The organism is Chryseobacterium sp. 7 (assembly GCF_003663845.1).
In the GTDB taxonomy this organism is placed as follows: Bacteria; Bacteroidota; Bacteroidia; order Flavobacteriales; family Weeksellaceae; genus Chryseobacterium.
Map to the genome: position 1 here is coordinate 3641532 of NZ_RCCA01000001.1, position 23842 is coordinate 3665373.

The window sequence follows — 23842 nt, forward strand, 5'->3', positions numbered from 1 at the left end:
CTATTTTAATTTTTATAACCAACATTAAAGCTTACATCCGTTACGATAAAAGGATATTGAGCCTGTAAAAAGTCTAATGCATATGTAACCACATCCTCTATGCCATCATCATAATTTTTATGAGGAGCAAAAGGGAATTGTTTTATATGTGCTATTGCGTCTTGGTATTCCGGGTTTGGATGATCTTCGAACCAATGAAGGAACTTAAAGATATGCCTTACAGACTTTATTCTCTCAAGCTTATTGTTTGATTGGTATCTTGGTTTTAAATTATAAATTTTATATGTTAAATCGTTGTCTATGTATGATTGATTACTGTTGCTTTCTACGTAATTCTGAGAGGTTTTATAATCTTTAGTCTTTTGTATTAACTTACCCTCGTTGGCGTGCAGGCTATTCTTATTGTATACCACATCAACAGCGTATGCCTTTCCTTGCTTAATACCCAAGAATAAAGTAGCATAAGAGTCTTCTCCCGTGTCTTTAAGGTCAGTAAATGAAAATGTAGCCTCGTAATTATCGTTAGCTTCCCTAGTCATTGTCACCCCATCATAGTACATAATCTCATCCTGAGAAGCTACGGCTTTTTGCAAAAACTGAGGGTCAAACTTATTTCCAGCTTTTCGCTTTTCATTCACAAGAACGGTACTATTCATTCTTATTGGGTCGAATAATTCATTTACGTAGAATTCTTTTAGTTCTTTTGGGCGTACATCTTCCGTAAGCATAGCCGGAAGTATTACATCTTCATATTGATTTGATGCAAATTTTGGCTCTTCGTAATACTTACCATGGAACAGATAGTCTGTGTAAACAGAGGAATCGTGTACATTCCAGAATATCAATAACGCCACCAGAGCAACTAAAAAAAGATCTATTATCATTATTTGTAGGTTTTATTTTCTTATCCAGTCTTTGTATTCTTCTACTGAGTACTTGTGGAATTTACTCTGATTACCTCTCCCGGATTTACCCTTATGTGATCTTCTAAGTGGACAATCTATATTTCGAAGATCCTTCTTGATTTTTTCAACACTGATTTGCAAGTATTCCGAAATCTCTTTTATTGTAGGGTCTTGAATGTCTGACCAAAATGACCTGTTAAAATATTTCTCTGCCCAACTATCCGGAACTAATACATAGCCTTTAGGAATAATGAATTCAGTTTCCATATCAAATGCAGTCTAAGATTTGTTTGATGTACTTTTTGCCTTTTTTCGCATCCTTAATCTTATTGTCAGCGTTTACATCTGCCTTCTGCATTAATCTGATGATCGCTTTTTTATTATCGTCAGATATATTGTTACGTCTCAATCTTACATCTCTAATTGTTGATAAACTAACTGAAGTCTCAGTTGATACATCTGCCATATCCTTTGGTGAAGTGAAGTCTCTAAGAAATTTTGAAAGATCTTCACATATAGGCTTTCCACTTTGTAATACTTCCATACATTTTTTGTTTTAAATAAATTATCGTGTTTTTACTATTTTTTTAAACAACATCTTTTAGCTAACTTTGCATCGTGCTGTAATAATGATACAAATATACAACCTTTTTGGTTGTTTACAAATTTAAAACACAACTTTTACGGTTGTTTTAATTAACTTTCTGAAAACCAGATAGAAAAATTTTATTCATGACATCAGAAGAATTTGACAATAAGTGTGATTTTTACTTAGCAGAAGTCTACAAAAGCACATCAGGACTATATTCACTACCGAGAATAGTGGAAAATAATAAAGAGATTCAAGTAATGAAATACTTGGTCCAACAGAATTTAGTCATAGATGTAAACATGGAATTTTATAGGATTACACAGTTTGGTAGACAAGTTTATGAAATTGGAGGTTGGCTTAAATATTTACAATTTCAAAAGGAAGAAACCGAAGAGAAAAAGAATAAAGAAAAAAAAGAATATGAAAAATTAAAGCACGAATTAGAATTAGTTCAGAAAACTTTAGAGGACTATGATAAAACAAAAAAAGATGTAAAAGCATCCTTAAAAGTATCTATTTGGTCTGTTATCATCGCAGCATTAGCGCTATTAGGCTTAATAATACAGATAATCCTGACAGTATAATAGAAAGAATGATCAAACTGTGACAAAAAACATTCTCTTCTTTTAGATCCAGCTTTGAAAGGCGCAGATCATGTTTTAAAATGCATTGACTTTTCTCTAATGATTCAATACGCTCTTCAATAATGGTTAATCTATTAGTATATGCTTGTTTATCTTTTTCGTAAAAATATTTAGAATCAAAGATTTCGGTTTTATTAAATAAAATCTCTTTCCAAAGACTTTCTAATTGTGTTTTACAAAATAAAGATGAGCAAAATGATTTATATTTTTTGAACTTCTTTTTCTTAATTTTTTCATTCATAACAAATTAATTTTAAAGCAAATATATGAAAGAAAAAACAAACAACAACCAAAAAGGTAGTTACCTAAGAAGGTTTTTAGAATTAAATTCAATTACACCTAAAATGGTTCAAGATGCTTTAGGCGTTTCTCAACAATATGTTTCAGCCATAATTAATGGATCTAAAAGCATAGGAAAAGGTACAGCTAAAAAATTAAATGAATTATACGGTGCTGATGAATATAAATTATTATTTGGAGAAGGATCAATGCTTAACGAGCCTGAAAAAAAAGACAATATAAAATTAGTATCTCCTGATAATATAGATAAACTACCAAGCAATAGAAAAACATTTGATACGCCAATTGAAATTCAAACTATACCTGTATATGATTCAACTGCTACACTGGGGCTTGTAGAAGTTTTTAATGGTTCTGAAACGGGAAATATATTAAGTTATATTAGTATTCCCAACCTACCAAAAAGTGACGGTGCTATTTTTATGACAGGAGATTCAATGTATCCTTTGCTAAAGTCAGGAGATATTGTTGCTTTAAAGATAATTAATAGGCTTGACATTATTTATGGTGAAATGTATTATGTTGAATATTTAGGAGAAGATGAATATAGTGAGTTTAAAGTAATAAAATATGTAAAGAAATCTGAATTAGGAAAAGACTATATTCAATTAGCTTCATATAATCAGCATCATGAACCTAAAGACATTTTGCTTTCTAAAATAAAAACAATTGCAATCGTAAACGCTTCAGTAAGATATAATAGACTTTGATTAAAAAATCACTTTAAAATATATAATTATGAGTAATCAAAATGAAAATCCAAAAGAACCAAAAGCACGAATTACCAATCCAGTAACATCAGCCGAAGCAGTAACAAAGAATCAAAAACCAGTTAATAACGACAAAGGAAACAACGGGACAAGCAAGGAGAAATAATAGATTTTTCAATGCTTTTTCGTTATTGAGAGATCGTATTTCGTTGTTTATTGTGTTCTGGTCGATCTTATATTGTATGTGCTCCAAAGAATTTATGACATAATTAATGTACTGTTCGTTTTCATCAAAGTCATTATCAATAAATTCTTTGGTTGCTATATTTTTAGGAAGCTCTCCGGATACGAATACCTTATAATGACCTATATTTTTATAAAGAAAATAAATACTCCTCAATAAAACGGGTATGCATAAAACTGCTGACAAAAACACAAATTCAAATAAACTACAGCCTTCGTTTAGTTTATTCAAAATATAAACTAACAATGCGATTGATCCTGGGGCAATTAAAGCAATAAGCTTGTTTGATTTTTCTGAAATTGTTTTGGAGCTATCAACTGTTTCATTAAGATATTTTTCTGACTGTGAAAGCAAAAAATTAGCTGAATCTTTCGTTAGCTTATCCCACATTACAACATCAAACTTCCATATATTTTCCATGCTAAAAGATTTGCCTGTAAATTTACAAAAATTACAATAGTGTATTTAGATAAAAAAAATGACGCATAAAATATTACTTAATTTCATTCATCCAGTCTAAGAAAACAGCATCAATTATTTTTCTGTGCACCTCATCTTTTACATGGTCGGGGTATTTACCTTCATATATAGAATGTACATCCCCATGAGAATGCCCAGTTAATTCCATGATAATATCACGGCTTAAAAGTAGCTGCTTCCCTATATTGATAAAAGTATACCTGGGGGTTTTGGTTGAAACATACGAATCAATACCTATACCTTTTATCCACCTTCTTATTTTATGCATATAAGAGTCTCTAAACTGAAATCTTTCTTTTTCCAGTTGATGAATTGGGATCAAGTAACCGCTATCATCTTTGTATTTTTCTAAAATCACCCAGGCATGCGGAAATACGTAATTATTAATCACTTCATGGGTTCCCCCTTTGAATCTCTCAAAAACTATCCTCCCATTTTTTACATGATCATAAGTTAAATTTTTAAGGTCAATATAATCGATTCCTCCGAGCAAAAAACAAAGAATAAAGAAATCATAAAATTTATGCTTGTAGTCAAATTTAACAATAGATCTCATTTCATCAATAGAAAGATATTTATCTATTGTTGGGGTTGATTTTGGGTATATTCCATCAAAAGGATCATATGAATCTTCCGGTACATACAGCCTTCTTTTTCTAGCTTCTTTCATTACTGACTTCATTGTTTTTAAATACAATATCATTGTATTATTTGAAACCGCTTTTTTTCCTGTTTTAGTTTTTTTAGAAAAGTGAAACTCTTTATACCTGACTAAAAAATCGTAAGTAATTTCTTTGAAAAGAACATCTGACTTAAATGAGGTCAAAGCCTTTAATCTATCTTCATAAGCCTTTGCATTTCCTTTGCTTCCAGTATTTTTTATTTCATCAATATATTTTTCCCAGAATTTCACAAGGGAATCAGGATTGCCATTTAATATAAAATTCTTTATTTCCTCAGAAGACATTAATGTCCTCCTTTCAAGAATTTTGTTAATTTTCATATTGGTTTTGTGGACAAACTCCATTAGACCATAATACAACGGATGCGAATTCTTTGGTATATTTTTCTGATCATTCCAATCTTCAGGCATGGAATAATACCCAGTAACCGGGTACTGCCTATCAGTTTTACTTACAAAAATACTTATGATAACCGGATGCCCTTTTTTTCTTAACTTGCTTTTGTCGAGTTTTATTTCTATTTCCATTTGAAAAATGTCTGAAAAATGTCTGAACAAAATTACTATTTTATACCTGTTTTATATATAATTTAAATAGATTATTTTACAACTAAGAATTAATAAACACACCAAATACACCCTATACATGCGGTTCAGAACAATTCACAAGCAATATTCTTTATATTATCACTTTTCCCCATATGGTAAAAGGAATAATCACAAGACTGGCAAATATCATCCCTGTAGTAACGGCATCTTTTCCATCCATTATTTTGGAAACCTTACCGCCCATTACGATATACACTGCCCAGAACATCCCTGCCAGAAAGGCAAGTCCAAGACCTATTAAATCAACATGATCATTATGCCACGGAACAATCAGCAGAATTCCCAAACAAGCCAATAGTGCCCATATAACATCAAGCAGTTTACGGGACAAAGCTAAAGCAAGAAACAAAGGTCCTGCAAATTCCACCGTAACCGCCAGTCCCAAAGGAATTCTTTGAATAGCCATATAAAAAATAAGATTCATTGCGGCCAGCCCAACTCCGTACATGGCGCAATATTTCCATTTCTGACTGTTAAACTGTAAAAATTTTGGACGGTTAATCAATGTAAGCAAAACAGCTGAAAGTACAATTCTTAAAGTAACCGTACCAATAGCTCCAATAGCCGGAAAAAGCTGCTTCGCAATAGAAGCACCTCCCTGCACACAGATAATCGCTAAAAGCGTAGCTGGTATTGCTATGTTTGATTTTTTCATTTCAAAAATATAGATTTCAAAAGGTTTTGGAAGAAGTTCCGGGATTAAACAATCTCTTATCTCACATGACAAATCGTGAGAAATATTATTTAAAAATTATCCGTTCCAAATGTATTGAAATTTTATGTTTTATAATGGGTACAGATTCCATATAAATTTTCGCACAGATTTTCTCTAATGATTTCCTAATAACATTCTAAAGCTTTTCTAACGGTAAAAAAAGGAGGTCATTTCTACTTTTGCACAGTAAAAAATAAAGCATATGGACTCAGATCCTTACAGTAATTATCAATCTTAAAAGCTTTAGTTGTACTCCCTTTTCCCGTACAGCTGAAAAGCTTTATAAAAACAGGAAAAGTTATGAATACATTTGAATTTACCCTACGCCTCCTTACAGCATTGGCTCTGGGTGCCAGCATTGGCTTCGAAAGACAGTGGCGTAAAAAAAATGCAGGCCTTCGCACTAATACTCTGGTATGTATCGGCTCTGCAGCCTTCGTATTAATTGCCATCAGAATAGGTGGTGATGCCGCCGGAAGAATTACCTCATATATTGTCAGTGGCATCGGTTTCCTGGGTGGTGGTGTTATCATGAAAGACGGCCTTACCGTAAGAGGGCTCAATACTGCAGCCACATTATGGTGTTCCGCAGCAATAGGCGCATTATGTGCTCTGGGATATCCCATAGAAGCACTCATTACCGTCTTCTTCATTGTCTCTACCAATATATTTTTGAGACCCTCTCTATCCTCACAAAAAGAAGCCAGGAGCAAAAAGCTGTTCAGTACCAAGAAAAGCAATCCAAAAAAAATAAAAATCAGCAATAGCACTCAATTGTATTAAGATCATGAAAAAAGTAATCTTAAGTAGTATTATTCTCTTTGCAGTTTCCTGTAAAGACAATACACCTCAGCAGAACAAAGAACAAGAAATAATAGCCCGCGGTGATGCGATCACAGTTCCGGAAAACCATCCTGTTTTCAAAAAAATCAAAACGCAGGTCGTTACCGAACAGGAACACAGTGATGGAGTGGTTTCAGCAGGAACAATTCAGGCCATTCCCAATCATTATGCGGAAATTGCCAGCCCTTTTTCCGGAAGAATTACAAGATCGTTTATTCAGCTTGGACAAAATGTTTCTGCCGGAAGCCCACTTTTTGAAATCCTTTCCTCAGATTATTTTTCGGTTCAAAAGGATTATACAGATGCACTGAATGATGTACAGCTTGCAGAAAAAAATTACAGACGCCAGCAGGATCTTGTCAAGCATGGAGTAGGTATTCAGAAAGAACTGGATGAAGCGGAAACCGATTTTAAAAATAAAAAAACATCCCTATCCAATGCTTCTTCTGCCTTAAAAGTCTATAACAGTAAAGGCGGAGGCATAGGAAGCCCCCTTATTGTAAGAGCTCCCATTAGCGGAGAAATTATTTCCAACAAAATTGTAAACGGCCAGTATCTGAAAGAAGATGACGATCCGGTAATGATCATCGCAGAATTATCAAAAGTCTGGATTTCCGGTGATGTAAAAGAAAAAGACATCCGTTTTGTCAATAAAGGAGATCAGGTTTCTGTAAAAATAAGTGCCTATCCTGACAGGAATATTACCGGAAAAGTATACCACATCAATGAAATTGTAGACGAAGATACCCGAAGTATAAAAGTCCTTATTGAATGTGATAACCCGGATAGAAAATTAAAACCAGGCATGTATGCTACCGTTAATTTTTCAACAACTCCTGAAAAAACGGTTATGATTCCCGTAACCGCTCTGATGCAACAGGACAATTCCCAGTATGTATGGGTAAAAACAGGTAAGAGTCAATATGCAAAACGCTCTGTAACAACAGGAGAAACTGATCAGAAAACAGTAAGAATTATATCAGGCTTACAACCCGGAGAACCCATCATGACTGAAGGAGGAATTTATATGCTGGATGCAAAATAATGTAAATGAAAAACAATGAAGAAATTACTAACAATCTCTATACAGAAGAGATGGCTGATGCTTGCCCTTTTCCTTTTACTGGGATTCTTCGGGTATTATTCCTGGACCAGATTATCCATAGAAGCTTATCCCGATATTGCCGATGTTACTTCTCAGGTGGTAACACAGGTTCCGGGACTGGCCGCTGAAGAGGTAGAACAGCAAATTACCATTCCTTTGGAAAGATCTCTGAACGGTCTTCCGGGAATGCATGTGATGCGAAGCAAAAGTACCTTCGGACTTTCCATTATTACTATGGTTTTTGATGATGGTATAGATGATTACTGGGCAAGACAGCGTATCCAGGAAAGGCTGACGGAGGTGGAACTTCCTTATGGTGCACAACCGGGATTAGATCCCCTCACCTCTCCTATCGGCGAAGTGTACCGTTATATTATTGAAAGTAACAACCACAGTCTGCGGGAACTTACGGATTTACAGAAATTCGTGATTATTCCCCGTATTAAACAGGTTTCAGGAATTGCTGATGTAACCAATTTTGGGGGAATTACCACTCAGTTTCAGATTGAGCTGGATCCACATAAACTTGAACAATATGGACTATCTCTGTCAGAAGTCACCGAAACGATCTCCAAAAACAATGTGAGTGCCGGAGGAAGTATGCTTCCCCGCGGAAATCTTGCGTATGTCATCCGAGGAATAGGTTTGGTAAAAGACTTGGATGATCTTGGAAAAATTGTGGTAAAAACACAAAATGGCGTCCCTGTTTTTCTGAATGATGTAGGAACATTGAAATATGGAAATCTGGAAAGAAAAGGAATTCTTGGTTACACAGACCGAAAACGAAATTATTCTGAAAGTGTGGAAGGAATTGTTCTTTTACTGAGAGGTCAAAATCCTTCGCAAGTTTTGGACGGAGTACATGAAGCAATTGAAGAACTCAATAATGAAATACTTCCTTCAGGAGTAAAAATCCATCCTTTTCTGGATAGAACAGACCTTGTAAAAACAACACTTACCACAGTTTCCCATACGCTTACCGAAGGAATTGTATTGGTTATTATTGTGTTGATTGTATTTCTTGGAAGCTGGCGTGGTGCATTATTAGTGGCTATTACCATTCCGCTTTCTTTGTTATTTGCTTTTATATTAATGCATTTCACCAATATTCCCGCCAATCTGCTTTCACTGGGAGCGATTGATTTTGGAATTATTGTAGACGGAGCCATCGTCATGCTGGAAACTATTCTGAAGAAAAGAGAAGAAAACTCTGAAGAAACACTGGAAGAAAAGACCATTACCCAAAGAGTGATTGAGGTAGCAAAACCTATTTTCTTTTCTACCATCATTATCATTACCGCTTATCTGCCCTTATTCGCTTTTGAAAGAGTAGAAAAAAAATTATTTACCCCCATGGCTTTCACTGTAGGATATGCACTGTTGGGAGCACTTGCTGTAGCATTGCTTCTGATTCCCGGATTGGCTTATGTGATTTATAGAAAACCACAAAAGATCTATCACAATAAATGGCTGGAAAAATTAAGCACAGCTTATGGAAAAAGCATTGAAAAAATAATGCAGACTCCCAAAAGAGTTATCATTCCTATTGCGCTGGTCCTGATATCTGCCGGAATTCTTTCATACAATGTAGGAAAAGACTTCCTTCCGGATCTTGATGAAGGTTCTATATGGCTGCAGGTACAGCTGCCACCCGGAATTTCTTTAGCCCAATCAAAAGAAATGAGTGATACTTTACGTGCCCGTACTTTAAAACATCCTGAAATTACTTATATGATGGTTCAGGCTGGCCGAAATGATGACGGTACCGACCCATGGACAGCTTCCCATTTTGAAGTTTCAGTAGGGATAAAACCTTACAGCGAATGGCCATCAGGAAAAACAAAATCAGACCTCATCAAAGAACTGGCAGCAGATTACAAAGACATGCCGGGATTCACCGTAGGGTTTTCACAGCCTATGATTGACGGAGTAATGGATAAAATCTCAGGAGCCCACAGTGAACTGGTGGTAAAAGTCTATGGGGAAGATTTTAAAGAAACCAGACGAATTGCAGAAAATGTATTGTCAACTTTAAATAAAATTCCGGGTTCTGCAGACCTTGCCATTGATCAGGAACCGCCATTACCTCAACTGCAGATTATTGCCAACAGAGACAAAATTGCTCAGTATGGTTTGAATGTATCAGATGTTGCCGATCTTATTGAAGTCGCTTTGGGAGGGAAAGCCATTTCCCAGATCTTTATTGGCAATAAGGTATATGATATTTCATGCCGTTATACAGAAGACAGTCGTGATACTCCTGATAAAATCGGAAATCTAATGCTCACCTCAGCTTCAGGAGCAAAAATCCCTTTATCACAGGTAGCAGAAGTGAAACTGAGCACCGGAGAAAGCACCATTACCCGAGAAATGAATAAACGACATCTTACGGTAAAGCTGAATCTTAGAGGAACCGATCTTTCTTCTTTCCTGAAAAATGCACAGGATAAAATTGAAAAAGATATTAAATACGATCATGAAAAATACCAGATTAAATGGGGCGGACAGTTTGAAAATCAAAACAGAGCCTATTCCAGACTGGCATTTATTGTTCCGTTGGCGCTAGCGATTATGTTCTTACTATTATATGGTGCATTTGGAGATTTCAGACAGGCTTTGGTTTTGATGTCTATTGTTCCACTGGCATTATTTGGTGGAATGCTCGCACTCAATATAAGAGGTATGTCTCTGAATGTCTCTTCAGCAGTAGGATTCATCGCTCTCTTTGGAGTTGCCATCCAGAACGGGGTTATTATGATTTCTCATATCAACGATCTGCGTAAGAAAGGATACGAACTGAAACAGGCTGCTATTAAAGGTGCAAAAGACCGCTTCAGACCTGTACTAATGACCGCAACAGTTGCTGTAATCGGACTTTTCCCTGCATCACTGGCCACAGGAATCGGTTCTGATGTGCAGCGTCCACTGGCAACCGTAATCGTATATGGGCTGATGTTCTCTACTATTTTAACCCTATTCGTGCTGCCTGCTATTTATTTTATGGCTGAACGCCGAAACGAAAAACAAAATTTAGAATCAAATGAAAATTAAAGTTCAAATTATCATATTATCTGTAATATTATTCAGCATTACAGAGATAAAGGCGCAGGAAAAAGAGCTTTTACCATTTGAAGAATACCTGAGTCTTGTTGGAAATAAAAACCTGGGTTACGCTTCTCAGAAATATAATGTAAGTATGGCTGAAGCAGCTATCCAGACGGCTAATATGTTTCCTGATCCACAACTGGAAATGGAAACCACCAATAACGGAGTGAAGCAGAATATGGGGTATGTCTACGGAGCCTCCATCGGCTGGACGCTTGAATTGGGTGGAAAAAGAAAAGCCCGAGTTAATCTTGCCAAAAACCAGTCTGAACTGAGCAAGATACAATTGCAGGATTTTTTCAGAAATCTCCGTGCGGATGCCAGTTTAGGATATATTGAGGCTTTAAAATTTAAAGCTTTGCTTGATGTACAGCAGGATTCTTATAAAAATATGCAGCAGCTGGCAAAATCCGACAGTATCCGCTACAAATTGGGAACTATAACATTAGTCACTTCTAAACAGAGTAAGCTGGAAGCAGCTTCTTTACTTAATGAAGTATATCAGGCAGAAAGTGCAGAACAGCAGGCGATCACCGGTTTATCTGTATTTCTTGGAGACAGCAGAATGACAGGCAGAGATGTTGCCGGAGATTTTAATACCTTCAACAGAGATTTCAGCATTGATGATCTGATTCTTCAGGCCTTGAATGAAAGAGCAGATTTATTGGCAGCCAAACAAAATACGGAGGTTGCCAAAAGCCAAATCAATCTTGAAAAAGCCAATCGTATCATCGACTTGGGAATCAGCGCCGGAGCAGAACGACATACTGAAGCTACCAACGAAATTGCGCCTTCCCCAACTGTAAATGCTGTAAAAATGGGGATCAGTATTCCCTTAAAGTTTTCCAACAGGAGAAATGCAGGATTGAAGATTGCTGAAATAGCCCATTCTCAGGCAGAGGTTGAATACAAGCAGATTGAACAAAGCATAAAAGCTGAAGTAATGCAGGCGTATCAACAATATACAGCGACGCAGAAACAACTCAAACAATTCCATAACGGAATGCTTTCTGAAGCACAAAGTATTCTGGAAGGAATTACTTACAGCTACAAAAGAGGTGAAAGCTCTATTCTTGAAGTGCTGAATGCCCAGAGAACCTATAACAATATACGAAAAGATTATTATCAGGCGCTTGCCGATAATGCTGCTGCTTTGATTGAGCTTGAACGTAAAGCGGGAATCTGGGATATTCATTTTTAGGAGGGAAGAAGGTAGCTGGAGGAAGGAGGGCTATGGAAGCCGGTGGATGGATGAAAATCATTTTATTAATTTGGCAACTATATACAATTTTACAGCATTGTCATTCTGACGAAGGAAGAATCCCATGTAAAGCCTAGATTCTTCATTTCACTACGTTACATTCAGAATGACAGAGGGCAGCAGGATTAATGTAAAATTGTATATAAATATCAATAATTTTTAAAAACTCAAAAAATTATCATCAAATGGCAATCAATAAATCTAAAAACACAAATATAACTTCCAGCTTCAAGTCTTCCCGCCTCCAGCATAAAAAAGCCCGGAAATCTAGTAGATTTCCGGGCTTTTTTATCTCTTATACTGCGATTCATAAATTTTGATCCAGTCCTCTGCAGTCATTTTTTTACTGAGTTCAGCGATCAGTTCAAAAGGAATATCTTCTGTTTTTTTGAACCGGACACAGGATTTTCCCATATCCAGTTTCTTTTTGGAATGTTTAGGATATTCCGCTACAAACCAGTCCAAAAGTTCCGGCGTGGAATACAGTCCCATATGATACAATGCTATAAAATTCTTCTGAGAAGCCAGATTGATAAATGGCAGCGGTGTTCCGGGTGCGCAGTGATATCCGGCAGGATATGTTGACAAAGGAACTACCCAGCCTATCATCCCGTAATTCGTAGCTTCTTCGAAACCTTTCGGGAGATTATCATTCACCGTATCGTAAAGTTCTTTGAAAGCTTCCTGTCTTTCTTCGGGAATCTTGGAGATATAATCTTCTATGGAAACTGACTGAATCTGCATATTGTATTTTTTTCTAAAATACGATTATTTTATAAAATTGTACACATTGAACATCTGAACATCTTTGCTGCTCTTTTGAAGGAACATCATTTTGTTCACATTCGGAACGTACTGAATCATATTTCCGTCTGCAAAACCGTAGTTCTGAAAGAAATTTCTTCCTTTATAATCAAGGCTTACTTCCTGAGGTTTCAGATTCGCGAAATCAAAAACTTTCATAGAAAATCCTGTATTTCCAAATGCTCCTTTAGGATAGAATGCAGAAATATAAAGCTTGTCTCCCGCTTCAACCAGATGAATTCTTTTTCCTGTAGAAGTTCCTGCCGCAACAAATTGCTTTACATCTCCTTCTTTACCAAACTTGATCAGCATTCCCGCATCCAATGAATAAACAGGATCAGGGAAACGGTTCATTGTTGTAGGCATCGGTCTTGTTACAGTTTCCTGCTGAACAGCCATTAAAACCTCATCCCCTTTTACAATGGTTTTGATCACCTTCACATCGTTCATATCTTTGCTTCCAGCTAAGTTGGTATTACTGATTACCGCTTTTCCAGACTTCATATCATAATACATTACCGTTCCGAAAGTACTTGATCCAACAGTAACTGTTGCATTTTTTCTTCCAAAAGTCACCAGATAATCATTGTCATTTTTACTGAATGCGTATAATTTTTCAGGAATATATTTATCATCAAACGGAAGGTCTTTATCTTCCGTATTGGAAACAAGCTCCAGTTTATAAGATTCTTTCCATCCCGCAGCTTTACGTAAAACAACAATTTTAGCTGAGTTGGTTAATGTCAGAGACTTTTCAACATAATCACTGCTTAATGTGATTTCTTTGTTCCAAACCGGAGTAAGTGTTCTCAGATCCAATACCAGAACATCATTCACATTCTCTGTTTTTTTGTTGGCAAATCTGTCATTGAAGATCGCAGCATATTTCCCGTTTTCTGAGAAAAGAACATAAGTTGTTCCTGATCTGTTGGTAGATTCAATGCTGTATTTTGCAATACTTTTTGTCGTAAATGTTCCTTCCTTTCTGCTGAAAACATGTTGAAAAACTTCTTTTCTGTTTTCTTTTCCGAAATATTCTTCCGTAAATGCTATAAATTTATCATCATCTATCTGCTGTGATCCAAGATAATTGTGAAGCACACCGTTTGTTTTATTGGCATAATCTTTTACATAAGTATCTACAAGACTTCCATTCTGATCCAGTTTTCTCATCAGTAGTTTCTTATGAGGAAAAACATTTCTCATCAATCCGTCAATATTGATCGCGCTGAACATGTAAGAATTGTAATCATCTGCCAATACCAGTTTATCATCAGTTTCAAGATTGGCATCTACGGTGAATTTTGTTCCTTCAGTCACTTTCGTCTGTGCATAAGAGTACACAGAAGCTGTAATTAAAGCCGAAGCAATAATCTGTTTAATCATATTGTTTTCTTTAGTTATTATAAATTTTTTCTTCTAATCTTTTCAGTTCAAGATTAGCATCGTAGGATAATTTGATATCTACCAGATGTTCCTGTAATTCATTTAAATATTTTTCTGCTTCCTGGTAATTTCCTAAAGCGATATTTAATCTGATCAGGTTAAAATAAAGGTACTCTCCTATCTTTTGATTGTAAAGCGCTTTTTTGTCGTTATAATTTATTTTTGTTAAAGCACTTTTCCAAAGATCGATTCCTTTCTGCATATTTTCCATGGCCACTTTATTCGGTGGATAATCCGATTTGGCCTGAAGTTTTTTCAGATTGGTTGTAACGTAGATATAGGCTTTCTCCAGATCATCATATTCCCCTTTATTTTTTACAGTTGCTAATGCCACTGTGGAATTGATGGTCTGATACCCGAAATTTTCATTAATGATATTTCTTGTACGGTCTATCGTTCTCTGAAGATATCTTTTCTCCTGGGCATTCAGATTAATTTCATTGGTTGGAACGCTTGCTACTTCAGCAAAATCTGAGAAATAGGTTTTATCCAGTTTTACGGCTCCACCTTGTTTCGCAATAATTCGTGTTGGCTGGTTGGCGAAAGTTTTCCCCTGATTATCCTGAAAATTCGTTCTCTCCATTTCAATAACAATGTCAAGATAATTTCCACCTTTTGAAAAACCAATTACATCTATTTGAGAAGCCAGAATTTTATTATCCACAATTAAAGCATCTCTCAGATCAGGCTGCTGGTAAACCGGTGTTGGAGGAATGTTAAGGATAGGTCTTGAAGGAAGTCTCAGCGTAGGAGCTCCATTGGTTGCTGCAATTTTTTCAACAGCCGATAATTTGCTGTATTCGGCAGATTCCAGTTTATATTTTTCCTGAAGTTTCTTCACCTCAGCATCATAATCTTTTAATCTTTCCTGGTGTTCATATTTCGCATTTTCAACATTCGTCTGATAATTATCAACCTTTCTCTGATAATCTTCTTTCGACAATCTCACTACATCATCTTTGGTGATATTATAAGGCGATTTTACTGTAACCGTATACGTTCTGCTGGAAAGTTCCGTAGGAAAAACGGGTTCTTTTAAAAGCTGAAAACTGATCGTTTCTTTATCAATTCTCTGAGCTTGCGAAAATTCGGAATAAAATAATGGTATTAAAAAAAGCAGTTTAAGTTTATTCATAGTGTCATAGTTTCCGGTGCAAATGTATAATAATTTCATCAACATTTTTGAATAATATTTTGTCCAGTTATTATTTAATCTGAGCATAAAAAAGGCAGTCACACGAATGCGGCTGCCTACAGAAATTATTAACTCAAAAAATTTTATTTTTTAATGGCTTTTACTGTTGATTTTGAACCATCTTTAAAGTTCATTGTCACTAAGTATAAACCAGAATTCAATTCTCCTAACTGAAGTTCCGTAGTTGGATTATCAATAGTTTTCACTACTCTTCCTGCTACATCTGTAACCGTTACAGATTTCACATCTTTAATATCAGCCAAATGCAGAACATCTTTGAAAGGGTTAGGATATACAGTGATTTCTTTTTTCTTCACAGATGTTTCAGCAGTTGATAAATTGGACTGTGTAAGCGAAAAATCATCAAATCCCATATAATACGGAGCTGTTGTTGTATTTAAAGTTTTAATTCCAAATGAATAATCACCGGTAGACGTTGGCGTATAAGAAACGGTAACTTTATTATAAGCAGTACTGTTACTTCCCCCTGCAGCTGTTTGATCAGCCGTAATAAATGTTGTTAAACTGGTTGCTCCGGTCACTGTCTGTCCGTTGTTTACCAATACTTCATTCTGCCAACCTGCATAGCCATCTCCTACCCAATAGAATGAAAATTCATATGACGTTCCCGCAGTTAAAGTAAATGTAGGTGTCCATAAATAAGCAGCATTGGTATATGGATAATAAATCGTCAGATAATTAGGTGCAGATTTAGGATCATTATATCCTTGCTGAGAAGCATTTGCTGACGTAAAATTATTTGTAGATGAACTTCCTCCCGGAGTTTGTTTCCAGCAATTTGGAATAATCGCAGAACCTGTAGTAGCCATTGCATCAAAATTTTCGCTCCAAGGAAGTGTAGTTATCGGAACACAAAGTGTTGTAAACTGTGTAGAGGTAGCACTCCATATACTCTTATCAGATGCACTACAGCTGGATCTCACCCATACATAATATGTAGTAGATGGCTGCAGCCCACCTAATGGCGCAGAAACAGCAGCAGAAGTTACAGATACAGAGTTCGCAGCATTCAAAACTGTAGTAGCATCAGGCGCTGTATTCGTTGTGCTGTAATATACTTCATATCCGCTTGCAGGAACTGAAGAAGGAGCCGTCCAGCCTATTGCTGCTGAATTTGCGGTAACGTTTGATGATGTAACTGCAGTTGGCTCAAAACAGGAAGGAATATTCTGAACGGTAATATTATCAATATAAATAGAACGGGAAGTACCTCCTAAACCATGTTTAAAGGCTAACTGCAAATCAGAACCCGCAGGAATATTTACCGTATACTGTGTGTGGGTAGTTGTCAAAGCAATAGGAGAACCTATTTGTGTAAAAGATGCCGGATCTGCAGGGTTTGAAAGCGTCCCCACTAATAATGTATAATTACTTCCGCCGCTTTTTGCATAAAATCTTACACGTTTGGTACCATCGGAAAGGTTTGTAGTAGGAGGTGCAACTAACATCTGGCTACCCGTAGTAGCACTTGAATTAGTCATATAATAAGCATTGGGTGCTGAATAATTATTTGATGTCGTTACATATCCATAACCTGCAAATGATGCACTTTCCAGATATGACCAGCAGCTTGGGGCATTAGTATTTGAAGTAGAACCAACACTTGTCGTATCAAAATTTTCTGTGTATGGAACCGTGAAAGTAGAACAAGCTGTTTTAAATGTTCCTGCAAAAGACCATACACTCTGGCCGGTTGCAGTGTTACAGTTGGATCTTACCCAATAATAATAGGTTGTATTTGAATTAAGACCTCCTATTGTTGTGCTTGTACCTGTTACTCCCGGATAAGTAGGAGTTACCGAACCAGCAGGTGTTGTATTGGAAGTACTGTGATATACATCATAACTTGCCGCATTGGTTGGAGCTGTCCAGGAAACTAAAGCTGAGTTAGCTGTGATCCCTGAAACCGCCTGCAATGTTGGAGGCACACAGTCTGAGTATACATCTGCTGAAAAAGCAAAAATATTAGGATACCCTGCGCCACTTGCTTTGGTTACTGCTACACTCTGTATTGGTTTTGCCTGGTTTGCAGCATCTATAGCTAATGGGGTCTGGTAAAGTCTCGGATCTGTAGTACTGGATTCCAGAGCATCTGAACTTCTTTTGATCCTTCCTATTCCCTGTACGGCAAAATTGGCTCCTCCATACCAGTCAGATAGACTTATATTGGAAAATACCTGGCTGCTGCCATCAGAAAAATTGACGGTTACATTCACTACGGATGTTCCACTACCACTGGTAGAGAGCATATACAGGGTAAAAGCAGGTTTAGGAGTAGTAAAAGTAAGCGTTCCGCTATCATTTGCAGCGGCTAACCTTAATGCATTATTTCCACTTAAATTTCCTAAAATATAGCTCAATCCCGGTGTTCCGGCAACGACAGAATTAATAATTCCATCAGTTGGAAGACCATAAGTAAGGGGTGTACTTGTAGAGGTCAGTTGAAAATCTTTCGCTACAAAAGCGTAAGAAACTCCGTCTACATCATTGTTTGTGGAAACTAATGAGGAACCTATTCCGTTTGCAATTACATCTGCCGTATAGCCTGAAGCAACCGGCATAGTTTGATAATTTTGAGCCATCATTACACTGGCTGAGAAGAGAGCGATGGCGGGCACCACTCTAGAAAATAAATTTATTGCCATTTTGATCACATTTGTGGCGAAATTTAGGAAAAATAACAATACAAAAAAGTTATTTTTAAAAATAATTTAAAATATTTTCAATCAGAGTTAAATATCAGCATTTGTAAATTTAAAAAATTACGAAAGATTAAAGAATATTGGTCTGCTTCTTATTCATCCTTAATTTTATTATTGAGAAATTAAATCCTATTTTTGTCATACAAATTTTTTGAACAATGCCGAATATTTCAAACAGAGCACTGCATATGCCGCCATCGCCGGTAAGAAAACTGGTTCCCTTTGCGTTACAAGCAAAACAGAAAGGAATAAAAGTATATCACCTTAATATCGGACAGCCTGATATTGAAACTCCGGAAACAGCTTTAAATGCTTTAAAAAACATCGATTTAAAAGTATTGGAATATGCGCTTTCTGAAGGGAATATAGAATACAGAAAAGCACTTACAGAATACTATCATTCTTTAGGTTTTTCAGATCTTACTCCTGATAACTTCATTGTGACCAACGGAGGTTCTGAAGCTCTTAACTTTGCCATCTCTACTTTATGTGACGAAGGTGACGAAGTAATTATTCCTGAGCCTTATTATGCTAACTACAATGGTTTCACCAGCACTTTCGATGTAAATGTAGTAGCAGTGCCATCTACCATTGATACAGGTTTCGCTTTACCTCCTGTTGAAGAATTTGAGAAAAAAATTACAGAAAAAACAAGAGCAATTATCATTTGTAACCCAGGAAACCCTACAGGATACCTGTATACCCGTGAAGAGCTTCAAAAGCTTGCAGAAATTGCTTTAAAATATGACATCGTAATCATCTCCGATGAAGTATACAGAGAATATGTATATGATGGAAAACAGCAAATCTCAATGCTTGATTTCCCAGAATTGGCAGAAAACTGTATCATCATTGATTCTGAATCCAAGCGTTATTCTATGTGTGGAGTAAGAATCGGATGCATGGTTACCCGTTCCAACAAAATTCGTAATGCAGCGATGCTTTTCGCTCAGGCAAGGTTAAGCCCTGTTCTATTGGGACAAATTGCAGCAACAGCCGCACACCAGAACGATGGTCCTTATATCAGAGCAGTAAGAGAAGAATATACTCACAGAAGAAATGTACTGGTTGATCTTTTAAATGCTATTCCTGGAGTAATCTGCCCTAAACCAAGAGGTGCTTTTTACTGTGTTGCTGAACTTCCGGTAGATGATACAGAAAAATTTGCACAATGGCTATTGGAGAAATATGCTCTTAACAATGAGACTATCATGGTAGCTCCGGCAGGTGGATTCTACAGTAACCCGGAATTAGGTAAAAAGCAGGTAAGAATTGCTTACGTTCTGAAAGAAGAAGATTTAAAAAGAAGTGCTGAAATTCTTAAAGAAGCTCTAAAGAAATATAGAGAAGAATTCAGCCTGTAAATTATATACGATGCCGACAACAAAAATTACATATCTGAAAATCCTGTTTTCGATCTTTTTGCTGTCGGCATTTTTTTCATGTGATTCAAAAAAAACTGAATCTGTTTCCCATAAAAATTCGAACGAAATTACATTCATCAGTGTATCTCATGTCGAGGGAAATCTTGGAAATTACAGAATTATCAAAGTTACAAAAGATTCCGTTTTTGCAGAAAAAGGAAAGACTGCTAATAAAACCCATAAAGCATGGGCATCTTCCATTAGTCATGACACTTGGAAAAGTCTCATTTCATCAGTCAAAATTGCAGATCTTGACCATATCAAAAGTTCTCCCAGCCAACAGTCTGTAAACGGAATAGATGAAACCTTCCAGATCCGTACTCCGAAAAAATCACATATCTATGTAAATGCTTTTGTGGATACTTTGCATTACAAGCAGCTACAACAAATTAAAGAACAACTAGACAAGATTCTTCCCAAAGAATACCAATAAAACATGCAGGAAAATTTTTCATTAAAACCTTATAACACATTTGGTGTTGAAGCCAAAGCCCGTTATTTTACGGAAATCAATAGTATTGACGAATTAAAAGAGGCGCTTATCTTTTCAAAGAAAAACACTCTACAGATTCTGTTTTTAGGAGGCGGAAGTAATATTCTTTTGACTAAAGATTTTAACGGCCTTGCTATCAAACTGAATTTAAAAGGTATTTCTGAGGAGCACATCAATGAAAATGAGGTACTGGTAACCGCAAAAGCAGGGGAAAACTGGCATGAATTTGTAATGTACTGCCTTCAGAAAAATTTCGGCGGATTGGAAAATCTTTCTTTAATTCCCGGAAATGTAGGAACTTCCCCCATGCAGAATATTGGAGCTTACGGAACGGAGATTAAAGATGTGTTTGTAAGTTGCAAAGTCTTGAATCTGGAAAACCTTGAAGTTGAAACATTCAATCTTGAGCAATGCAGATTCGGATATAGAGATTCTATTTTCAAGCAGGAAGGAAAGGGAAAATATGTAATTCTGGAAGTTACTTTTAAACTTACTCAAAAGAATCACCTTATCAAAACCGAGTATGGAGCAATCAAATCTGAACTGGAAAATCTGGGAATCGAAAACCCAACTATTCAGGATGTTTCCAAAGCGGTCATTAATATCAGACAAAGCAAACTGCCGGATCCTAAAGAAATTGGGAATGCCGGAAGTTTTTTCAAGAACCCAACAATTCCTTTAGCTCAGTTTGAAGTGTTGAAAAAGAAATTTGAAAATATTCAGGGCTATCCTAATGGAGACATGGTAAAAGTACCTGCAGGATGGCTGATTGAGCAGTGTGGATGGAAAGGAAAGCAGATCGGAAATGCAGCTTCACACACATTACAATCGCTGGTGATCATCAATGCAACAGGAAAGGCTACCGGGAAAGAAATTTTCGATTTTTCTACTGAAATCATTAATTCTGTGAAAGAAAAATTTGGGATAGAACTGGAAAGAGAAGTCAATATTTTCTAAAAATAACATTCATAAAAAACAGAAGAATAAATAACTTTTTCTCACAAACATAATATTTAAATTTAAGCATCAAATATATTCCCTTTGTGGTGTATTAAAAAGAGGCAGAGTAAAAACCACTCATTACATACAAGAAAAATCCAAAACAGGTGAATAATATTTTACAGTTAAATTAATGGCTATAAAAATTTACACATTATTACACTCTATCTTACAGGTAAAATGAATAAAAAGTCATATAAAATTTCTTTCAAAAAACAGAAATGGTTACTTTTAACAAGAATTAAATAGTAGTCTTTAAAAAACACAATATGAAAATAGCCATTTTAGGAGCAGGAAATATGGGATTATCATTCTCAAAGTCATTTTTGAAATATGAACTGATCAAGCCTGAAAATTTACATCTTATTATCAGAAACCAGGAAAAAATATCCAAAATAGCTGAAGAATTTCCCAAGTCTAAAATTTCAACCTTTGAAGAAGTGAAGGAACTTGATGCCGACTTGATCATCATTGCCGTAAAGCCACAGGATTTTCATACAGTTGCCCAAAACATTCAATTCACTCTAAAAGAAAACCAGATGGTATTATCCATCATGGCAGGGATTAATATTGAAAAAATTCAAAAACTATTAAATCATCCGCTGGTCGTAAGAGCAATGCCGAATTCCCCAACTCTTTTGGGAATGGGAATTACGGGATATACCGCTGCAGACGGAATTTCTTTCAGTCAGTTAATCAATATAGAAAGGCTACTGAACAGCACCGGAAGATCAGTGTATCTGGAAGATGAAGAGCTTCTGGATGGTGTTACAGCACTTTCAGGAAGTGGTCCGGCTTATTTCTACTACATCATTGATGCTATGATCAAAGCGGGAATTGAAATGGGAATTGAAGAAAACCTTTCTAAGCTTTTTGTAAAGCAAACCATGCTGGGAGCTTACCATCTAATCAATAACTCGGAAAAAAATCTCGAAGAACTCATTAAAGATGTCGCTTCTAAAGGCGGAACTACCGAAGCTGCCTTAAAAACATTCGAAGAAAGCAGTTTCAAAGACATTCTGAAACAGGGAATCCTGAATGCAGAAAAACGTGCTAAAGAATTAAACAGCTAAACCTTTTTTCCATAAACCTGCAAAGCAGCCATCCCAAATACACTCCAAAAGTATTCAGGATGATATCGTCTACCTCAAATATTCCTAATCTTGTAAAGTATTGAAGAGCTTCTACAATGGTAATGGCAGCAATAAAATTAATGAGTAATGGTTTTAAATCTCTCAGTTTCGGAAAAACCCAGCCCAAAAAACCAAATGGAATAAACATCACAACATTTCCCAAAACCACCGTTACGGTTTCTCTCCAGTATCTGACTCCCTGAATATATTTAATAGTGGAAAGTATAGGCTCTACTGTAATCAGATTATCTTCATACTGAAACCTGCCCATCCCTAAAAACATCAGATAGAGCAGAAACAGCGTATACGGTACGATAAGGATTTTATATATTTTTTTCAACATTGCGTCGCTAAGATATTCATTTTGAGAAAAATAATCAACAGCGTTTACAATAGATTGTAAAATTCATAAAAAAGAGAGCCAAATGGCTCTCTTTTTCAAATTATACTATCATTATTTCCTTTTCATTGGAATCTGCAGATTGGTCGGACGGTTTTCTTCTGTATCAAAACCTCTTCCATCAATATTTCTTGCGCCCCAGAACATCATATCATTGAAAATATACATCAAATCATACTCTTTAAAAATTTGTCCCTCACTCAAGCCAAACGGAAGAAATTTCTTTTTTAATATGCTTTGAGACTTTCCGGTTTCCCAGGTTTCAAAATTTTCTTTTGCCAGGTTATTTAAAACATCCGTGAAATTTGAAATCAAAGGTGTTACTTCGTAAGCCTCGTCAGCAGTAAAATCTACCTTTTGTGCTCCCTCAGCAATAGGATGATCACCTTTCCATTCCGTATGTCCTTTCAGTACAATTTTCACTAAGGGAATTTGCCCGTAAGGGTCAGCATAATTAATTATTTCCAGCTTAAAATGATCTTCGGGAAGCAATGAAAATGATCTTTTCAAATAAAAAGGTTTCAGACTTCCATCTTCGTTTTTTAATGAGCTGGGACGGATTTCTGTTGAAATACTCTCCCATTCTCCCAAGGCACTTTTTCTTATCTGTTCCATCATATTGTTTGTATTTGAATTATAATACTATTGGAAACATTGAATTTCCATTAACTGAATTTTCCGCAGTTACTTCCTCTTGTAAAACATCCCAATGTTCCACCAGCCTTCCGTTATCTACTCTGAAAATATCTACTCCAATCATATTTTTACCATTCCAATTAGTGTAGCGTCCATGAATCATAACGATATTTTCACTTTCTGTAATGACACCCGGTTCATATCCAAAATCTGGTGGTAATAATGGTAAAAACTGTTTCAGAGCATCCGTTCCGTTGGGAATTGCAGGATTATGCTGAATATAATTAGCTCCGAAATATTTTTCAAATGCCGTAACATCCCTGTCAATAAACACAGCGGCAATGGCTTTTAGTACCAATTCTTTATTATTCATATTTGTAATTTTTATATCCAC

Annotated in this window: 24 protein-coding genes; 10 read left to right on the forward strand and 14 right to left on the reverse strand. The window is 36.0% G+C overall.

Annotated features, from left to right (window positions below; genetic code table 11):
• Positions 1-5 precede the first annotated feature (5 nt).
• The 3 genes from CLU97_RS16705 to CLU97_RS16715 are packed head-to-tail and all read right to left on the reverse strand — an operon-like array spanning position 6 to position 1449.
• Positions 6-884: a hypothetical protein gene (locus tag CLU97_RS16705; protein WP_121488938.1), complete on the reverse strand. Its 879-nt coding sequence runs from the start codon at positions 882-884 to the stop codon at positions 6-8.
• A gap of 12 nt (positions 885-896) precedes the next feature.
• Positions 897-1172, reverse strand: a complete 276-nt coding sequence (locus tag CLU97_RS16710; protein ID WP_121488939.1) for a hypothetical protein — start codon at positions 1170-1172, stop codon at positions 897-899.
• A 1-nt stretch (position 1173) separates the two neighbouring features.
• Complete coding sequence (locus CLU97_RS16715) at positions 1174-1449, reverse strand: hypothetical protein (RefSeq protein ID WP_121488940.1); 276 nt, start codon at positions 1447-1449, stop codon at positions 1174-1176.
• A 188-nt stretch (positions 1450-1637) separates the two neighbouring features.
• Between CLU97_RS16715 and CLU97_RS16720 the strand changes: the two genes are divergently transcribed.
• Positions 1638-2081: a hypothetical protein gene (locus tag CLU97_RS16720; protein ID WP_121488941.1), complete on the forward strand. Its 444-nt coding sequence runs from the start codon at positions 1638-1640 to the stop codon at positions 2079-2081.
• On the opposite strand, the gene CLU97_RS16725 is transcribed toward CLU97_RS16720, so the two are convergent.
• Complete coding sequence (locus CLU97_RS16725; protein WP_121488942.1) at positions 2026-2382, reverse strand: hypothetical protein; 357 nt, start codon at positions 2380-2382, stop codon at positions 2026-2028. The two genes, CLU97_RS16720 and CLU97_RS16725, sit on opposite strands and share 56 nt — an antisense overlap.
• A gap of 25 nt (positions 2383-2407) precedes the next feature.
• On the opposite strand from CLU97_RS16725, the gene CLU97_RS16730 reads away from it, so the two are divergent.
• On the forward strand, positions 2408-3151 hold the full coding sequence (locus tag CLU97_RS16730) for a S24 family peptidase (protein WP_121488943.1): 744 nt from the start codon (positions 2408-2410) through the stop codon (positions 3149-3151).
• 88 nt (positions 3152-3239) lie between these two features.
• Here CLU97_RS16730 and CLU97_RS16735 read toward each other — a convergent pair whose 3' ends face one another.
• The 3 genes from CLU97_RS16735 to CLU97_RS16745 all read right to left on the reverse strand — a co-directional run bounded on the left by CLU97_RS16735 (position 3240) and on the right by CLU97_RS16745 (position 5821).
• Positions 3240-3815 carry a hypothetical protein gene (locus tag CLU97_RS16735; protein ID WP_121488944.1) on the reverse strand — a complete coding sequence of 192 codons (576 nt, stop codon included), beginning with the start codon at positions 3813-3815 and terminating at the stop codon, positions 3240-3242.
• 73 nt (positions 3816-3888) lie between these two features.
• Entirely contained in the window at positions 3889-5085 is a 1197-nt protein-coding gene (locus tag CLU97_RS16740) for a tyrosine-type recombinase/integrase (protein ID WP_121488945.1), read from the reverse strand.
• A 151-nt stretch (positions 5086-5236) separates the two neighbouring features.
• Positions 5237-5821, reverse strand: a complete 585-nt coding sequence (locus CLU97_RS16745; protein WP_228437760.1) for an EamA family transporter — start codon at positions 5819-5821, stop codon at positions 5237-5239.
• A 360-nt stretch (positions 5822-6181) separates the two neighbouring features.
• Between CLU97_RS16745 and CLU97_RS16750 the strand changes: the two genes are divergently transcribed.
• Genes CLU97_RS16750 through CLU97_RS16765 form a run of 4 tightly spaced genes read left to right on the forward strand, consistent with a single transcriptional unit; the run spans position 6182 to position 12135 of the window.
• A complete protein-coding gene (locus tag CLU97_RS16750) occupies positions 6182-6664 on the forward strand; it encodes an MgtC/SapB family protein (protein WP_121488946.1) in 483 nt (160 codons plus the stop codon).
• A gap of 4 nt (positions 6665-6668) precedes the next feature.
• Entirely contained in the window at positions 6669-7769 is a 1101-nt protein-coding gene (locus CLU97_RS16755) for an efflux RND transporter periplasmic adaptor subunit (protein WP_121488947.1), read from the forward strand.
• Positions 7770-7784: 15 nt separating this feature from the next.
• On the forward strand, positions 7785-10880 hold the full coding sequence (locus tag CLU97_RS16760; RefSeq protein ID WP_121488948.1) for an efflux RND transporter permease subunit: 3096 nt from the start codon (positions 7785-7787) through the stop codon (positions 10878-10880).
• Positions 10870-12135, forward strand: coding sequence for a TolC family protein (locus CLU97_RS16765; protein ID WP_121488949.1), 1266 nt, complete (start codon positions 10870-10872; stop codon positions 12133-12135). Before CLU97_RS16760 ends, CLU97_RS16765 begins: the two co-directional genes overlap by 11 nt.
• Positions 12136-12483: 348 nt before the next feature.
• Here the strand turns inward: CLU97_RS16765 and CLU97_RS16770 are convergent, their stop codons facing one another.
• The 4 genes from CLU97_RS16770 to CLU97_RS16785 form a co-directional block, all read right to left on the reverse strand.
• Complete coding sequence (locus CLU97_RS16770; RefSeq protein ID WP_121488950.1) at positions 12484-12939, reverse strand: DUF1801 domain-containing protein; 456 nt, start codon at positions 12937-12939, stop codon at positions 12484-12486.
• A gap of 24 nt (positions 12940-12963) precedes the next feature.
• Entirely contained in the window at positions 12964-14385 is a 1422-nt protein-coding gene (locus CLU97_RS16775) for a hypothetical protein (RefSeq protein ID WP_121488951.1), read from the reverse strand.
• Positions 14386-14395: 10 nt separating this feature from the next.
• The gene (locus CLU97_RS16780) at positions 14396-15580 is read right to left on the reverse strand and encodes a hypothetical protein (RefSeq protein ID WP_121488952.1); all 1185 of its coding nucleotides are present in this window, start codon (positions 15578-15580) and stop codon (positions 14396-14398) included.
• 143 nt (positions 15581-15723) lie between these two features.
• Positions 15724-18306: a fibronectin type III domain-containing protein gene (locus CLU97_RS16785; protein ID WP_121488953.1), complete on the reverse strand. Its 2583-nt coding sequence runs from the start codon at positions 18304-18306 to the stop codon at positions 15724-15726.
• Positions 18307-18521: 215 nt separating this feature from the next.
• Between CLU97_RS16785 and CLU97_RS16790 the strand changes: the two genes are divergently transcribed.
• The 4 genes from CLU97_RS16790 (at position 18522) to proC (ending at position 22352) form a co-directional block, all read left to right on the forward strand.
• Positions 18522-19727 carry a pyridoxal phosphate-dependent aminotransferase gene (locus CLU97_RS16790; protein WP_105701883.1) on the forward strand — a complete coding sequence of 402 codons (1206 nt, stop codon included), beginning with the start codon at positions 18522-18524 and terminating at the stop codon, positions 19725-19727.
• A 10-nt stretch (positions 19728-19737) separates the two neighbouring features.
• Positions 19738-20220 carry a hypothetical protein gene (locus CLU97_RS16795; protein WP_121488954.1) on the forward strand — a complete coding sequence of 161 codons (483 nt, stop codon included), beginning with the start codon at positions 19738-19740 and terminating at the stop codon, positions 20218-20220.
• Positions 20221-20223: 3 nt separating this feature from the next.
• Positions 20224-21237: a UDP-N-acetylmuramate dehydrogenase gene (gene murB, locus CLU97_RS16800; protein WP_121488955.1), complete on the forward strand. Its 1014-nt coding sequence runs from the start codon at positions 20224-20226 to the stop codon at positions 21235-21237.
• Positions 21238-21548: 311 nt separating this feature from the next.
• A complete protein-coding gene (gene proC, locus CLU97_RS16805; protein ID WP_121488956.1) occupies positions 21549-22352 on the forward strand; it encodes a pyrroline-5-carboxylate reductase in 804 nt (267 codons plus the stop codon).
• Here proC and CLU97_RS16810 read toward each other — a convergent pair.
• The 3 genes from CLU97_RS16810 to CLU97_RS16820 form a co-directional block, all read right to left on the reverse strand.
• On the reverse strand, positions 22333-22755 hold the full coding sequence (locus CLU97_RS16810; RefSeq protein ID WP_121488957.1) for a VanZ family protein: 423 nt from the start codon (positions 22753-22755) through the stop codon (positions 22333-22335). The genes proC and CLU97_RS16810 overlap by 20 nt on opposite strands.
• 111 nt (positions 22756-22866) lie before the next feature.
• Positions 22867-23430 carry a hypothetical protein gene (locus CLU97_RS16815; RefSeq protein WP_228437762.1) on the reverse strand — a complete coding sequence of 188 codons (564 nt, stop codon included), beginning with the start codon at positions 23428-23430 and terminating at the stop codon, positions 22867-22869.
• 16 nt (positions 23431-23446) lie between these two features.
• Complete coding sequence (locus CLU97_RS16820) at positions 23447-23821, reverse strand: nuclear transport factor 2 family protein (protein WP_121488958.1); 375 nt, start codon at positions 23819-23821, stop codon at positions 23447-23449.
• Between the last annotated feature and the right edge of the window lie 21 nt (positions 23822-23842).

Excerpts from the sequence above, each read along its gene's own strand:
- CLU97_RS16705 (WP_121488938.1), bottom strand. The coding sequence starts at position 884 with ATGATAATAGATCTTTTTTTAGTTGCTCTGGTGGCGTTATTGATATTC.
- CLU97_RS16710 (WP_121488939.1), bottom strand. The coding sequence starts at position 1,172 with ATGGAAACTGAATTCATTATTCCTAAAGGCTATGTATTAGTTCCGGAT.
- CLU97_RS16715 (WP_121488940.1), bottom strand. The coding sequence starts at position 1,449 with ATGGAAGTATTACAAAGTGGAAAGCCTATATGTGAAGATCTTTCAAAA.
- CLU97_RS16720 (WP_121488941.1), top strand. The coding sequence starts at position 1,638 with ATGACATCAGAAGAATTTGACAATAAGTGTGATTTTTACTTAGCAGAA.
- CLU97_RS16725 (WP_121488942.1), bottom strand. The coding sequence starts at position 2,382 with ATGAATGAAAAAATTAAGAAAAAGAAGTTCAAAAAATATAAATCATTT.
- CLU97_RS16730 (WP_121488943.1), top strand. The coding sequence starts at position 2,408 with ATGAAAGAAAAAACAAACAACAACCAAAAAGGTAGTTACCTAAGAAGG.
- CLU97_RS16735 (WP_121488944.1), bottom strand. The coding sequence starts at position 3,815 with ATGGAAAATATATGGAAGTTTGATGTTGTAATGTGGGATAAGCTAACG.
- CLU97_RS16740 (WP_121488945.1), bottom strand. The coding sequence starts at position 5,085 with ATGGAAATAGAAATAAAACTCGACAAAAGCAAGTTAAGAAAAAAAGGG.
- CLU97_RS16745 (WP_228437760.1), bottom strand. The coding sequence starts at position 5,821 with ATGAAAAAATCAAACATAGCAATACCAGCTACGCTTTTAGCGATTATC.
- CLU97_RS16750 (WP_121488946.1), top strand. The coding sequence starts at position 6,182 with ATGAATACATTTGAATTTACCCTACGCCTCCTTACAGCATTGGCTCTG.
- CLU97_RS16755 (WP_121488947.1), top strand. The coding sequence starts at position 6,669 with ATGAAAAAAGTAATCTTAAGTAGTATTATTCTCTTTGCAGTTTCCTGT.
- CLU97_RS16760 (WP_121488948.1), top strand. The coding sequence starts at position 7,785 with ATGAAGAAATTACTAACAATCTCTATACAGAAGAGATGGCTGATGCTT.
- CLU97_RS16765 (WP_121488949.1), top strand. The coding sequence starts at position 10,870 with ATGAAAATTAAAGTTCAAATTATCATATTATCTGTAATATTATTCAGC.
- CLU97_RS16770 (WP_121488950.1), bottom strand. The coding sequence starts at position 12,939 with ATGCAGATTCAGTCAGTTTCCATAGAAGATTATATCTCCAAGATTCCC.
- CLU97_RS16775 (WP_121488951.1), bottom strand. The coding sequence starts at position 14,385 with ATGATTAAACAGATTATTGCTTCGGCTTTAATTACAGCTTCTGTGTAC.
- CLU97_RS16780 (WP_121488952.1), bottom strand. The coding sequence starts at position 15,580 with ATGAATAAACTTAAACTGCTTTTTTTAATACCATTATTTTATTCCGAA.
- CLU97_RS16785 (WP_121488953.1), bottom strand. The coding sequence starts at position 18,306 with ATGGCAATAAATTTATTTTCTAGAGTGGTGCCCGCCATCGCTCTCTTC.
- CLU97_RS16790 (WP_105701883.1), top strand. The coding sequence starts at position 18,522 with ATGCCGAATATTTCAAACAGAGCACTGCATATGCCGCCATCGCCGGTA.
- CLU97_RS16795 (WP_121488954.1), top strand. The coding sequence starts at position 19,738 with ATGCCGACAACAAAAATTACATATCTGAAAATCCTGTTTTCGATCTTT.
- murB (WP_121488955.1), top strand. The coding sequence starts at position 20,224 with ATGCAGGAAAATTTTTCATTAAAACCTTATAACACATTTGGTGTTGAA.
- proC (WP_121488956.1), top strand. The coding sequence starts at position 21,549 with ATGAAAATAGCCATTTTAGGAGCAGGAAATATGGGATTATCATTCTCA.
- CLU97_RS16810 (WP_121488957.1), bottom strand. The coding sequence starts at position 22,755 with ATGTTGAAAAAAATATATAAAATCCTTATCGTACCGTATACGCTGTTT.
- CLU97_RS16815 (WP_228437762.1), bottom strand. The coding sequence starts at position 23,430 with ATGATGGAACAGATAAGAAAAAGTGCCTTGGGAGAATGGGAGAGTATT.
- CLU97_RS16820 (WP_121488958.1), bottom strand. The coding sequence starts at position 23,821 with ATGAATAATAAAGAATTGGTACTAAAAGCCATTGCCGCTGTGTTTATT.